16 protein-coding genes are annotated in these 13,410 nt (G+C 34.3%); 10 read left to right on the forward strand and 6 right to left on the reverse strand.

Annotation, left to right across the window (positions count from 1 at the left end; genetic code table 11):
• Position 1: 1 nt before the first annotated feature.
• From GCQ56_RS10800 to dinB, 3 genes are all read right to left on the reverse strand, one after another.
• On the reverse strand, positions 2 to 949 hold the full coding sequence (locus GCQ56_RS10800) for a bifunctional UDP-sugar hydrolase/5'-nucleotidase (RefSeq protein ID WP_227006051.1): 948 nt from the start codon (positions 947 to 949) through the stop codon (positions 2 to 4).
• The gene (locus tag GCQ56_RS10805; protein WP_152734471.1) at positions 924 to 1,703 is read right to left on the reverse strand and encodes a 5'-nucleotidase C-terminal domain-containing protein; all 780 of its coding nucleotides are present in this window, start codon (positions 1,701 to 1,703) and stop codon (positions 924 to 926) included. The genes GCQ56_RS10800 and GCQ56_RS10805 overlap by 26 nt, the downstream gene beginning before the upstream one ends.
• A gap of 134 nt (positions 1,704 to 1,837) precedes the next feature.
• Positions 1,838 to 2,902 carry a DNA polymerase IV gene (gene dinB, locus GCQ56_RS10810; protein ID WP_152734472.1) on the reverse strand — a complete coding sequence of 355 codons (1,065 nt, stop codon included), beginning with the start codon at positions 2,900 to 2,902 and terminating at the stop codon, positions 1,838 to 1,840.
• Between the two features lie 154 nt (positions 2,903 to 3,056).
• On the opposite strand from dinB, the gene GCQ56_RS10815 reads away from it, so the two are divergent.
• The 6 genes from GCQ56_RS10815 (at position 3,057) to GCQ56_RS10840 (ending at position 7,730) form a co-directional block, all read left to right on the forward strand.
• Entirely contained in the window at positions 3,057 to 4,574 is a 1,518-nt protein-coding gene (locus GCQ56_RS10815; protein ID WP_152734473.1) for an MATE family efflux transporter, read from the forward strand.
• Positions 4,549 to 5,232: a tRNA (5-methylaminomethyl-2-thiouridine)(34)-methyltransferase MnmD gene (mnmD, locus tag GCQ56_RS10820; protein WP_152734474.1), complete on the forward strand. Its 684-nt coding sequence runs from the start codon at positions 4,549 to 4,551 to the stop codon at positions 5,230 to 5,232. Before GCQ56_RS10815 ends, mnmD begins: the two co-directional genes overlap by 26 nt.
• A 122-nt stretch (positions 5,233 to 5,354) precedes the next feature.
• A complete protein-coding gene (locus tag GCQ56_RS10825; RefSeq protein WP_152734475.1) occupies positions 5,355 to 5,957 on the forward strand; it encodes an FKBP-type peptidyl-prolyl cis-trans isomerase in 603 nt (200 codons plus the stop codon).
• Positions 5,958 to 5,982: 25 nt separating this feature from the next.
• Positions 5,983 to 6,684, forward strand: coding sequence for an FKBP-type peptidyl-prolyl cis-trans isomerase (locus GCQ56_RS10830; protein WP_152734476.1), 702 nt, complete (start codon positions 5,983 to 5,985; stop codon positions 6,682 to 6,684).
• A gap of 215 nt (positions 6,685 to 6,899) precedes the next feature.
• Positions 6,900 to 7,334, forward strand: a complete 435-nt coding sequence (locus tag GCQ56_RS10835; RefSeq protein WP_152734477.1) for a peptidylprolyl isomerase — start codon at positions 6,900 to 6,902, stop codon at positions 7,332 to 7,334.
• 21 nt (positions 7,335 to 7,355) lie between these two features.
• Positions 7,356 to 7,730, forward strand: a complete 375-nt coding sequence (locus tag GCQ56_RS10840; RefSeq protein WP_152734478.1) for a DUF3127 domain-containing protein — start codon at positions 7,356 to 7,358, stop codon at positions 7,728 to 7,730.
• 127 nt (positions 7,731 to 7,857) lie between these two features.
• On the opposite strand, the gene GCQ56_RS10845 is transcribed toward GCQ56_RS10840, so the two are convergent.
• Complete coding sequence (locus tag GCQ56_RS10845; protein ID WP_152734479.1) at positions 7,858 to 8,283, reverse strand: hypothetical protein; 426 nt, start codon at positions 8,281 to 8,283, stop codon at positions 7,858 to 7,860.
• Positions 8,284 to 8,305: 22 nt separating this feature from the next.
• Complete coding sequence (locus GCQ56_RS10850; protein ID WP_152734480.1) at positions 8,306 to 8,881, reverse strand: RNA polymerase sigma factor; 576 nt, start codon at positions 8,879 to 8,881, stop codon at positions 8,306 to 8,308.
• 367 nt (positions 8,882 to 9,248) lie between these two features.
• Here GCQ56_RS10850 and GCQ56_RS10855 point away from each other — a divergent pair, with 367 nt between their 5' ends.
• Positions 9,249 to 9,584, forward strand: a complete 336-nt coding sequence (locus GCQ56_RS10855; protein WP_152734481.1) for a DUF6249 domain-containing protein — start codon at positions 9,249 to 9,251, stop codon at positions 9,582 to 9,584.
• A gap of 67 nt (positions 9,585 to 9,651) precedes the next feature.
• Here GCQ56_RS10855 and GCQ56_RS10860 read toward each other — a convergent pair whose 3' ends face one another.
• Positions 9,652 to 10,935: a M64 family metallopeptidase gene (locus tag GCQ56_RS10860; protein WP_152734482.1), complete on the reverse strand. Its 1,284-nt coding sequence runs from the start codon at positions 10,933 to 10,935 to the stop codon at positions 9,652 to 9,654.
• Between the two features lie 117 nt (positions 10,936 to 11,052).
• Between GCQ56_RS10860 and GCQ56_RS10865 the strand changes: the two genes are divergently transcribed.
• From GCQ56_RS10865 to GCQ56_RS10875, 3 genes are read left to right on the forward strand one after another with little or no spacing between them, the layout of a single operon-like run.
• Positions 11,053 to 12,291: a mechanosensitive ion channel family protein gene (locus tag GCQ56_RS10865; RefSeq protein ID WP_152734483.1), complete on the forward strand. Its 1,239-nt coding sequence runs from the start codon at positions 11,053 to 11,055 to the stop codon at positions 12,289 to 12,291.
• An 18-nt stretch (positions 12,292 to 12,309) separates the two neighbouring features.
• Positions 12,310 to 12,603, forward strand: coding sequence for a PQ-loop repeat-containing protein (locus GCQ56_RS10870; protein ID WP_152734484.1), 294 nt, complete (start codon positions 12,310 to 12,312; stop codon positions 12,601 to 12,603).
• A gap of 27 nt (positions 12,604 to 12,630) precedes the next feature.
• Positions 12,631 to 13,185 carry a chalcone isomerase family protein gene (locus tag GCQ56_RS10875; protein WP_152734485.1) on the forward strand — a complete coding sequence of 185 codons (555 nt, stop codon included), beginning with the start codon at positions 12,631 to 12,633 and terminating at the stop codon, positions 13,183 to 13,185.
• Positions 13,186 to 13,410 lie beyond the last annotated feature (225 nt).

Below are 13,410 nucleotides of genomic sequence, written 5' to 3' on the forward strand. Positions count from 1 at the left end.
TTTATGCTAATTTTTCACCAACTCTTATTAGTTCTGATGAAGTAAGCTTCTCATTTTTATCCTTATCGATATAAAAATCGAGACGTCCAAGAGCGATACCTGCCCATCCGACCTGGTTGATCAGTACTTCTTCTCCATCAAGATTTAAAACTTTTTCTGGTTCTTCCAATAAAGTGTGCGAATGACCTCCTAAAATCACATCAATTCCTCTGGTATTTTTGGCAAATTCCATATCGCTATCTTCTCCAAAATGACTCGTATGTCCCATGTGAGAAAGGCAAACAATTAGATCGCAATGATTTTGATTCTTTAAAATGTCCACCATTTTTTGTGACACATCCACCGGATCGATATATTCAATTGGTCCTCGGTTTTGTGGTTCCACATATCCATCCAGATTTACTCCAAGACCAAACACTCCAATTTTTAAATTTCCTCTCCTAAAAATTTTATATTCCGGAATTTTACCCTCCAATTCGGTTCCTTTAAAATCGTAATTGGCATTCAACAATGGAAATTTCAAATTCTTCAATTGCGAGGCAATTCCCTCTATCCCATTATCGAATTCATGATTTCCAATGTTACCTGCATCGTAACCAATTTTCGACATTAGTTTGTATTCGGCTTCACCTTTAAAAAAATTGAAGTAAGGCGTTCCTTGAAAAACATCACCAGAATCGAATAATAGGACATTCTCCTCTTCGCGGCGAATTTTATTTACCAGTGCATTAATTCTTGCGAAACCACCTAATCCACCAAACTTTGGATCGTTAGCTGGAAAAGGTTCTATTCTACTGTGTAAATCGTTGGTATGTAAAATCGTTATTTTCTGTAAGGTTTTTGAAGAAGCAAAAGAGTTTTTCCATGCTAATCCTGCACCAATAAAAACACCAGTTAATCCTAATTTCTTAACAAATTCTCTTCTATTCCACATGATAAATCCTCCCATCAAATTTTGAAGAAATATTTTGTCCTTGCTGGTATTTCTCACTCATATATTTTATAATCTCTGATCTTAATTTCTTATGCAAATGCCTAAAGGTTTCACGATTCTCGAAAGCCGTAAATCCACCTCCACCATTCACCAAATAATCAACACTCATTACATGATAAATTTTAGAATCATCAATAGCTTTATCATTAATAAGAACATCCACCGCTTTTTCGTTTTTAATTCCCATACGTAAACCACTAACTCCTTCTCCACCAAATTCGGCAAGTTGATCAATCAGTACTTTCACATCACTTCCTTTCATTCCAACAACAACCAGTTTGTTTTTAAAAGGCAGCATTTCGAAAACTCTACCGGTACTAATTTCACCTTTTGGCATAGCTGTTCGAATCCCGCCCATATTCATCACCACAAAATCAACGGAATGATTCAAATCATTTTCTTTGCAGAATGTTCGTCCAATTTCAAGCATAGCATCCGCAATATAGTTGGATAGCTTGCTTTCTGGCTTTCCAGTCATCATAGCCTCATCCGAAACAGATATTACTGCATTCATCTGATCATCAAGCTGAATTTTATAAGAATTTATAAGGTTCGAAAAAGCAGTATCTACTTTAGCCACCTCATCATAAACAGAATTTACTGTGTAGGCATTCTTTACTTCTTGAGTTTGTTTATTGGATGTACCACAGGCTGTACCAATTGCTAAAACAATAGCAATACTAAGAGTTCTTATTAGATTTTGTGTCATTCTACTTATAATAAAATACAAATTGGTCTTTTATTGAATTGCAAAATTAAAAATATATCGCATATCACTGTCAAATAAATGATAACAATTATTTACAATACACTAATAATACATCAATAAAGTTTCTTAAGCTATTAAAAATTAAGAGTTAACTGTACAGGTTCTGTTTCGTCAATTCTATTCGAAACCGTTAAACCAATCAGGCGAACGCTGTTTTTTAGCTCTCCCTGATTGAGCAGATCGTCAGCTAAATTCATAATAAAATCTAACCCGTGAATTTCATGTAGCAAAGTTTTGCTTCGTGTTTCCTGTTCGAAAGTGCTGTACTTCAACTTTAGGGTAAGAGTTCTGCCTCTAAATCCACTACGTTTTAACCTTTTGTGCAGATCCTCAGCAGATTTCATCATATCCTTTCTCACCTCCGAAATCTCCGCGAGATCTTTCTCAAAAGTATGCTCTGCTCCAACTGATTTTCGAATCCGATTCGGATTTACCGGTCGATCATCAATTCCTCTGGCAATTTGATAATAGTAAGCTCCTTGTTTTCCAAATAGTCTTGATAATTCCAAAAGAGATCTTTCTCTCAAATCTTTACCTTTAAAAATCCCAAGCTTATGCATCTTGTCTGCAGTAACTTTTCCTACACCAAAAAACTTATCAATATTTAAATCGGCAATAAAATCTTCAACCTTTTTGGGTGGAATTACATAGATGCCATCAGGTTTACGGTAGTCGGAAGCAATTTTTGCCAGAAATTTATTTACTGATATTCCTGCTGAGGCTGTCAAACCCGTTTCCTCTTTAATTCGTTTTTTTATTTCTTCGGCAATTATAGTTGCCGAAGGTAGATTCTTTTTGTTGTGAGTTACGTCTAAAAATGCCTCATCGATTGAAAGAGGTTCTACCAAATCTGTAAATTCATAAAACACATTCATTACCTGATTCGAAATCTCTTTATATCGGTCGTGACGCCCCCGAACAAATATCAAATGAGGACATCTTTTCGCAGCAATTTTCGATGGCATAGCGGAACGAACACCAAACTTTCGAGCCTCGTAGCTTGCTGCGGCAACCACGCCGCGATCTCCCGATCCACCAACAGCAACAGGCTTACCTTTTAGTTCTGGATTGTCCTTTTGCTCAACCGAAGCAAAAAAAGCATCCATATCGATATGAATAATTTTTCGAATTTCGTCCATAGTTTATCAAGGCAAATATTTAAAATATTCAACGAGCAATCAAAAAATAATCCTATCTAATTTCGTAATTTTACACTCTTATTAAAAACTCTATGGAACCTTACTTAACAGTGAAAACTGTAGCATTACTAAGAACCAAAAGCATACTTATCTAGTGAATCGAATTAAAGATCTTACTTCGGGAAATATATTCCCGCAAATTGTAAAGTTGGCAATACCAATTATCGCAACCTCTTTTGTGCAAATGGCCTACAACATGACCGATATGGCCTGGCTAGGTCATGTTGGTAAAGAAACTGTAAGCGCAGTAGGGATGGCACTATACTTGGTCTGGTTTGGAACTTCTCTTATGTATATTACCAAGATAGGAGCCGAAGTAGGTATTTCACAATCTATAGGCAGAAAAAACTTTGATGATGCCAGATCTTTTGTGAAAAATGCTTTTAGCTTATCGCTACTTATTTCAATAGCCTTTGCAATTATTGTATGGATTTTTGCACATCCCATCATTAGCACTTTTAATATTGAAAATGATTTTGTGAACCAAACAGCAGTAAATTATCTCAGATTTATTGCATTTGGAATGCCTTTCACATTTTCAAATATTAGTATTTCTGGAATATACAATGGAATTGGGAACACACGTACTCCTTTCGTTGTAAATACAATTGGATTAATAATAAATATCATTCTTGATCCAATTTTGATATTTGGCTGGGGAGACATTCCTGCTATGGGAGCTAAAGGAGCAGCGATTGCAACGGTAGGCTCACAATTCACCGTTTTTGTAATATTCATTTACAATTTATATATCCGACAAAACCCTTTGTCCATTAAAAATTACATTGGTAAACTTCAAAAACAATACTTACGTCCTATTGTAAAAGTGGGAGGTCCGGTAGCTTTACAATCGGTGTGTTTTGCTTTTCTTGCGATGATTTTAGCCAGGGTACTCAATAATATCGCAGAAGGGAATGAAATACCATTTGCAGTTCAATCTATTGGAGCGCAAATAGAAGCACTCTCCTGGATGACGGCATTGGGATTCTCAACCGCTTTGGGAACTTTTACAGGACAAAATTATGGTGCTGGCAAATGGGATAGAATTCAAAAAGGATTTTTTATTACTCTGGGAATTGCCAGTTTCATTGGTTTGATAAGTACTGCTTTATTTTTATTCTTGGGTGAGTCTATCTTTGGATTATTCTTAAAAAACACAGAACATGAAGTTGTTCAACTCGGAGCTGTTTATCTTATTATCCTAAGTTTTTCACAAATTTTTATGAGTATAGAAATAACTGCAACAGGCGCCTTTAACGGAATTGGTCGTGCCATTCCTCCTGCAATAGTGGGAATTATCGGAAATGTTCTTCGAATTCCTTTTGCCTTCTTGTTCAGCTATACTTTATTGGATTTATTACCACTATTTCAAAGCTGGATAGCATCAGAATCTGTTCAAGTTACAGGTGTTTGGTGGGGAATTACACTTTCCAGTTTCTTAAAAGGAAGTATTCTCTTCATTTGGTTTTTAATTTTACTGTATAAACATCCTGAAAACGAACATCCTTTACCTTTTCAAGAGTTTTGGATTCGTCTAATACCTAGCCGATTGAGACAAACTTCAATCATCATCAATCCTATGGAAAATGAAGAAATTAAAAAGAGAACTTAAAATAACAGAAGACGGCTCGCATACTTTTTACATGCCTGATTTGGATGAACACTATCATTCAACTCATGGTGCGGTACAAGAATCCAAACATGTTTTCTTAAATGCCGGATTTCATTTTTGTGAAAAAAATCCGATCCATATCCTGGAAATAGGATTTGGTACCGGATTGAATTGCTTTTTAACTCTCCTGGAGTCTCTTAAAACCAATCGAAAGGTCATATATCATTCCATTGAGCTTTATCCGCTGGAAAAGGAACATGTTAACAGCTTAAATTACGCCGATAAAAACAATCAGGTTCAAAAGGATTTGTTTACTGCCCTACACAAATCGGAATGGAATTCTGATGTTGAAATCACTGATAATTTCACTCTCCGAAAGTTATTAGGTGATTTAAAAACCTACAATTTTCCAACTAAATACGACTTGGTATACTTCGATGCATTTGCTCCTGAAGTACAGCCAGATTTATGGACTGAAGAAATTTTCACAAAAATTTATCACTCTTTGAATTCAAATGCAATACTAACCACTTATTGTTCCAAGGGAATTGTAAAGCAAGCCTTAAGAGCATCTGGCTTCGAGCTTAAACGATTGCCAGGACCTCCGGGTAAACGACATATGCTAAGAGCTACAAGAATTGATTCTAACAATTTATAAAATGTGAAAAAACTTTAAATTGACTGTGATTTTCGAAAATTTGCAGGAAAAGCCTTACCTTAGTCGACCTTTGTGATCTTACTGATCATAAATGAAATCAGAAATCATATAATAAAATCATAATGAAATACACAGAAGAACAAGATAAGGTAAGCTATTGCCTTGGTTTAAGTATTGCAAGTAACCTAATTACTTCAGGAGTTAAATCTATTAGTGTTGATCCTTTTATGGAAGCTTTAGATGCTGCCTTTAACGGAAAAATGCCAGAACTTTCTCCAGAAGAAGCAAATAATATTCTACAGGAGTACTTCGGTAAAATTCAAGAAGAACAAGCTGGAAAAGCAATTGAAGCTGGAAAGAAATTTTTAGAAGAAAATGCTAAAAAAGAAGGTGTAACAACAACTGACAGTGGTCTTCAGTACGAAGTAATTACAGAAGGAAAAGGTGATACTCCTAAAGGAACTGACAGCGTTAAATGTCACTACCACGGAACACTTATCGACGGAACAGTATTCGATAGTTCGGTTAACAGAGGTGAGCCTGCTACATTCCCGGTTAATGGTGTAATTGGTGGATGGATTGAAGCTCTTCAATTAATGCCTGTTGGATCAAAATGGAAATTATATGTTCCTTCTGACTTAGCTTATGGTGCTCAAGGTGCTGGTAACCTAATCGGTCCTCACACAACTTTGATTTTTGAAGTAGAATTGCTAGAAGTAGTGTAATTATTAACCAAAAATACAACACAAAATGAAACTAAAAGTTTTGTCTCTAGCCCTAGGATTAGGAGCTATGACCCTTGTTTCTTGTAATCAAGTTGGAAGTAAAGATGCTTCATTAAATACTGCTATTGATTCAGTAAGTTATAGTTTAGGTGCTAATTTCGGTAGTAACCTAGAACGTAATGGTCTTACTAATATTAACGAAGATGTATTCTTAGCTGCAATGCAAGCTGCGATCAATAAAGATTCGTTGACAATTGATCCTCGTGAAGGAAATACAATTATCAACAATTACTTACGTGATTTGCAAGCCCAGAAAGGTGAAGCAAATCTTGCTAAAGGGGAACAATTCCTATCTGAAAATGCAAATAAAGATGGTATTGTAACTACAGCAAGTGGCTTACAATACAGAGTTATTAGCGAAGGTACTGGAGCTAGACCAATGGCAACAGATCAGGTAAAAGTTCATTATAGAGGAACCACAATTGATGGAAAAGAATTTGATTCTTCTTACAAAAGAAATGAACCAACTACTTTTGCGGCAAACCGTGTAATTAAAGGTTGGACTGAAGCCTTAACATTAATGCCTGTAGGTTCTAAATACGAACTTTTTATTCCATCTAAATTGGCTTACGGACCACGTGGTGCAGGAGGTAACATTGGACCAAACGAAACTTTGATTTTTGAAGTTGAGCTATTGGAAATTGTAAAACCAGATCAAAAAAAATAATTGAGCCTGTTGAAATAATCAGGACAATATATTAAAAACGTCAACCCCTTTTGATGAAAATCGAAAGGGGTTCTTTATTAGTTTTTTTTTAGCCAATATCTTTTTTTAGATTTGCATACTTTTGCAACTCACAAGTCGATGTTGTAAATTTAGAATCTTGTTTTTGAAGCTCAAAGGCAAATAAATCTGTAAATAAACCAATAAAATAAATAGTCATGTACGCTGAAATTCATACCGAAAAAGGAGTAATGAAAGTAGAATTCTACGAGAAAGATGCTCCAAAAACTGTTGAAAACTTTGTTAATCTATCGGAATCCGGATTTTACGACGGACTTAACTTTCACCGAGTAATTCCTAATTTTGTTGTTCAAGGTGGATGCCCTGATGGAACAGGTGCTGGTGGTCCTGGATACTCAATCGACTGCGAGTTAAATGGTGAAAACCAATATCACGACAGAGGTGTTTTATCAATGGCTCACGCTGGAAGAAACACTGGTGGTTCTCAATTTTTCATCTGCCATGGTCGCGAAAATACTTCTCACTTGGATCGCAACCACACTTGCTTTGGTAAGGTTGTAGAGGGAGTTGAAGTAATCGATGCAATTCGTGCAAATGACTCAATTGAGAAAATTGTAATTGTTAAAGAATAAGTCCAAAATCAAATAAATACTATGAATTTTGAAATCAATGGTAAAGTAATTGCTAAAGATGATACTCAACAAATTAGCGATCGCTTTAAAAAAAGAGAATTTGTTATTGAGGTAGAGAATGAAAGAAATTCTGATTGGAATGATTTTATCAAATTCCAACTAACTCAAGACAGATGTGACCTTTTGGAAACTGTTTCTTTGTACGAAGAGGTAAAAGTTTCTTTTAACATTCGCGGTCGCAAATGGGAAAAAGATGGAAAAACCAACTACTTCTCAAATTTAGAAGCATGGAGAATTGAAAAAATTCAAAATGGACAATCTCCAGTTCCTGAAATGCCAGAATTTAAAGCTGAGGATGTTCCTCCAGCTCCAGAAGAAGATGATCTTCCTTTCTAGAGATAATATTTCAAGAAGCCGTTCTACAAAGAGCGGCTTTTTTTATGCAAAAACTGCCCTTCAAAATGAAGAGCAGTAAAGTCAAAAAATATTGAAAATTCCGGCAAGGCTGCCGGCTGTGTTTGTACTATCTAAATTGAATTAATTTATTTACAACGCGATCGAAAGCAGCTAAACTTGCCATAGCTACAACCACAATATACACCATGATAGGCAATTTCTTTAAGCTAAGAAATACACTGTTTAACATCTGATTAAGCGGTTTTAGAAGTATTGCATCCAATTGATTAAAGAACGGATGATTCAAATCACTTATCAATGTTCTAACATCAGTTCCTAAAACTACAAGAGTTAAAAGAAACAAAACTCCAATCATTCCAATCCATTGTTTTCGCGAAATAGGTTTCTTAACCTCAATAGGTTTAGCCAACCAATCTTGCATGACATTATCCATAACCTGATTGGTAAATCGGTCTGATGGTTCCTCCAATTTCGCATCCTTCATTAATTCTTTAATGAATTCGTCTTTATAGATATCTTCTTTTTTCATCATGGTTTTCTTATATTTTCGAAATCTATAGTATCGTTTTTAATTCCCCGTGCAATATCAATTCCAACTGCGAATACAGTTTTTTTCGTGCACGATGTAATTTCACTTTCACATTAGAAGTACTTAATCCGGTAATGGAACAAACTTCTTCAACCGAATTCTCTTCTAAATAAAACAGAGTTAACAATGTCCTGTCCTCGCCACTCATCGATTGCAATGCTTTGTTAATGTATTGCTTTCTTTCATCACTTTGCAATTCCTGAACAGCTGATTGAGTTGATTTCACATTCACTGATGCTGAAAAATCATCATCAATTGAACTAGTGTCTAATTTTTTTTTTCTCAACCGTGATATTGCGGTGTTATAAATGATTCGATAAATCCAGGTTGAAAATTTCGATTCTCCCTTATAAGTATCCAGTGCCTGGTATGCTTTTAAAAACGAATCTTGCGCAACCTCTTCTGCATCCTCACGATTTCCCATTAATTGCAAAGCTACATTAAATCCCATCTTCTTGTATTTATCTACAAGAACAGCATATGCTCCAGGGTCGCCTGCCTTTATCTTTGTAATATAATAGCTATCGTTTCTAAATGCCATACTTAAATAATCTTTTCAATTCAATGATATAAGATCCTCATCATCTATAAAGATAATCATTAGTTCCAATATGTTGCTTTCAATCTAAAAAATTTACTCTTTTATCGAATCTTCTACAACTTAGACGCACATCTACCCAATTCGGTTACAGCTCTGCTTAAATAATAATTGAATCCTTTTTTTCTTATCAATTACATGCAAGTTAAGGCAATGATTTTCATTACAATAATTGAAAGCGTTAAAAGTTTCTTAATTTTTTTGTAACCGATTTTTATTTGGTGGCGTCATAAAGTTGAAAGCAAAAAACAAGAAAGCTTTTCAAATTTTATAATAGAATTAATAGAAGTTTAACCTTAAATCACATATCATGGATATTACAGGAGTAGTTGCAATCATATCAGTATTTGGCGTAATCCCATTGGTTGTATTTTTAGTACATCGCCACAGAGAAAGACAAGCATTAATTGAAAAAGGTATGGACATTAGTATTTTACAAGGAGAAAAAAAGTGTAGCACACTGCAAAGTTTAAAGTATGGAATTCTTCTAATTGGACTTGCAGCAGGAATTTTAATCGGAAATATTCTTGATGCCTACACTAGACTAAGCGAGGAAGTTTCTTATTTCTCAATGATCTTTTTATTTGGAGGGCTTGCTCTACTGATTTTCTATACAATTGCTAAAAAACAGGAAGAGGTAGAATAATTCCTGAATAAAAAGCATAAAAAATGCGCTTCAAATTGAAGCGCATTTTTTGTTTTATTCATCTGATTTATTTCCCAATATGAAATAAGATCACTCGTTCTGCTGCTCTTTCGCAAACCGGACAAAAATGTTTTTCGTTATTCGATTTCATTTTACAATCTTGCACAGGAGAGTAAATTCCCTTCGACATGTAACCTCCACCTTCAAACACACCTAAAGTTTTAATAAATTCTTCGATACGTGGAGTTGGAACCGGTGTTGATTCCTCCAACATGTCTTTCCACTTGGAATCAAAATCAACCATAGTGGTAATGTTTGGTTCCCATGGTTCAACCTCTAAATTGTAAAAATCCTCATAAGCTGTTTCCGATGAGTAATATTCATCTCCTAAACCTACAAATCCATGTCCAAATTCATGACTCGATACTTCGTATGATAGTGGATGATCTGCCGAACAACTTGAATAATAATTGTAAAATCCACCTCCACCATATCGATCGGTATTGATTAATACAAAAATTTGATCGTAAGGAACATTCGCGCTTATATCATGTAAAGATTTAATATCAAAGGTTGTAAGATATCTGTCAACATCAAAAGTATAAAAGGTAGTATTTACTGCAGTGTTTTTATATACATTCTCTCCTGGAATATCTGTTCCTGAATCTTGCGATACAGATTCCAAGGCATATATATTAAAGCGCTCCGCATATTTATCAAAGGGAGGAACATCCAATAAGTAACCAGCAACACGTTTGGCATCTTCCCTAAACTTGCCCATTTCTTCAGTAGTGTAGCCTTCAGCTATAAAAGCAATATCAACACTTTCATCAGGATTACCTTTTCCCATTATTTTGGTAAATGGTACACTAACTGGTTTTTCTTTACCAATAAAATAATTTTCAGGATCAATTTCATGCTCCCAAATGGTTTCCATTTCACCATTCCATTTTCTCGATTCCAAAACAAAACGAGCTTTACTTTTAGGATATGGCATTACATTTACCTGATAGAATGCTCTCTTTAATTCTTTTGCTTCGGCAGTTGTTTGCCATTCCTGAAACAAGGAATTAAATCCCTTAGAATACATAAGATCTCCTGATTCCACATCATACAATTTGAATCCAAATGTTCCATATCCGAAAATATCAATCAAGTTGGTTTTGCTTCCTCCCCAGTGCGGTTCTTCTTTCAGTTCTTTAAGAAATACGGTTTGCGATTCGGAGTCTCCCCCCATCATGTAATCTATTCTTAGTGTTTTATCTTCAAAATATTTTTCAAACTTCGATTGCCCCTGACACACCGAAACAAATAAAAATAAAACAAATACGAATACGGATTTTTTGATCATGCTAGTTGTTTTAAAATTTCAATCCTTAAAAATACAAAATATTGCCAATTGCATTTTTCTTTTCCAATTCGAATTAGATATCTTAGATTTTTAATTCACACACTAAAAAATATCAATATGAAAGAGCTTTTGGGCGCTCAATTGAAGAACTGGCTAATTAATGAAGGAATTTCAGAATACTGGGCCGTAATTTTTCAATCTGCAATTGCCATTGTTGTGGTTCTTATTGTAGCATGGTTATCCGATTTAATCGCAAAAAGAATTTTAATTGCATTCATCACCAAAGTGGTTCGTAAAACAAAAACGCATTGGGATGATATCATGCTGGAGCGAAAGGTTTTTAATAAAATATCTCATTTTGCTCCTGCTTTAATCATATACTCCAGCGCAAGTTTTATAGACCGTGAAACTTGGAGTAATTTTGTTGAAAATGGAGCCTATGTGTACATGATAATATTGGCAATTATGCTATTGGATACTTTCCTAAATGCTGGAAATGATATTTACAATACCATGCCTGTTAGTAAAACCCGACCTATAAAAGGCTATCTGCAAATCGTAAAAATCTTCTTTTATTCGCTTGGTATAATTTCAATAATTGCCAAGTTTATTGATAGAGATCCTTTGACAATTATTGCTGGAATGGGAGCATTTGCTGCTGTTATTCTGTTAATTTTCAAAGATACAATCTTAGGTTTTGTTGCTTCTATTCAGCTCTCAGCAAATAGAATGGTAAATATTGGCGATTGGATATCAATGCCTTCGAAAGGTGCTGATGGAACTGTTATTGATATCAGTCTAAACACCGTTAAAGTACAAAATTGGGACAAAACAATCAGCACAATCCCTACTTACGCTTTGGTTTCTGAGTCGTTCAACAATTGGAAAGGAATGGAAGAATCAGGTGGTAGAAGAATTAAACGTCATTTTAATATCGATGTAAAATCTATTCATTTTCTTTCTGAAGAGGATATGGATCGATTTGAGAAAATTAAATTGATTCAGGACTATGTTATTAAGAAAAAAGAAGAAATTCGCTCTTTAAATCCTGAAGGTGAAATTCCGGTGAATCAACGAAGATTGACCAATATTGGAACCTTTAGAAAATATGTAGAAGCTTACTTACATAACAATCCTAAAATTCATGAGAATATGACTTTTTTGGTACGACAACTTCAACCTTCGGAAAAAGGTTTGCCTATTGAAATATATGTATTCTCAAACGATCAGGCTTGGGCAAACTATGAAGCTATTCAGGCTGATATATTCGATCACATTCTAGCCATTGTTCCTGAGTTCAACCTAAAGGTATTTCAAAACCCTACAGGCGATGATTTTCAGAAATTAGTCAATTAATATTTCCTTAAAATACATATGAAAAAAATATTCGGTAAGTTCGATTTTTTCGAATCTTTAGGTTGGTTTGGTAATATCATTCTAAGTATTGGTGTTATTCCACAAGTAATACAAACATGGAAAACACATGATGTAGGTAGTTTTAATTGGCCATTTCTACTCATGTGGGCTTTTGGTGTACTCTTTACTTTTATCTATATTGTAAATGGTGATCTAAAATCTGATAAAAGACAATATCCGCTTTGGCTAAACTATCTGGTTAACATTATAGCAACTTTCTATCTGTGTTATGCCAAATTAATTTATTCGTAAACCATTTTAAAATCAAGCAGAAATAATATGAAACAATTCTTTACTCTCCTATTAATAATCTCAAGTTTAGGTTCCATCGCTCAAACCAAAGTAGGCGATGTTGAATTGCCAAACGAAATGGCAATTAAAGACAATCAAATGCAATTACAAGGTACTGGAACACGAGTAAAATTGTGGATGGATATGTACGCAATGGGCTTATATATAAATAAAAAAATGAGCAATGCTGACGAAATCATTAATACTAATGAATGCATGGGAATTCGTCTGGAAATTATCTCTGGCTTAATTACTTCAGAGAAAATGGAGAAAGCTACAAGAGAAGGATTTAAGAATGCTACTAAAGGAAATACTGATCCTATAACAAAAGAAATTGAAGAATTTATAGCTGTTTTTTCGGATAAAATAGAGAAAAAAGATGTGTTTGAATTTGTCTATTCTTCTGAAGAAGGTACACTATTATATAAAAACGATGAGCTTAAAAAAACAATTAAAGGTTTGAATTTTAAAAAAGCACTTTTCGGCATTTGGTTATGCGATAAACCTGCCGATAAAAACTTAAAAGCCTCACTTTTAAAGTAACAACACAAAAAGGGAATGTAAATATTCCCTTTTTTTATATTCTTCCTCCGCTTAAATTATTTTAATCGGATTAAAATGATGACCTTACATTCTAAATAAGTAATTATTTAATCCGATATAAAAAAAATATTTACCTTAGCGCACACACCAAACTTATTGCCGTTCATGGCAAAACTATTAAAATAGCCTATCGGATTGCTAAGAATCAGTTTCTTAAGGTATTAC

It is taken from the genome of Marinifilum sp. N1E240 (genome assembly GCF_009295825.1).
In the GTDB taxonomy this organism is placed as follows: domain Bacteria; phylum Bacteroidota; class Bacteroidia; order Bacteroidales; family Marinifilaceae; genus Marinifilum_A; species Marinifilum_A sediminis.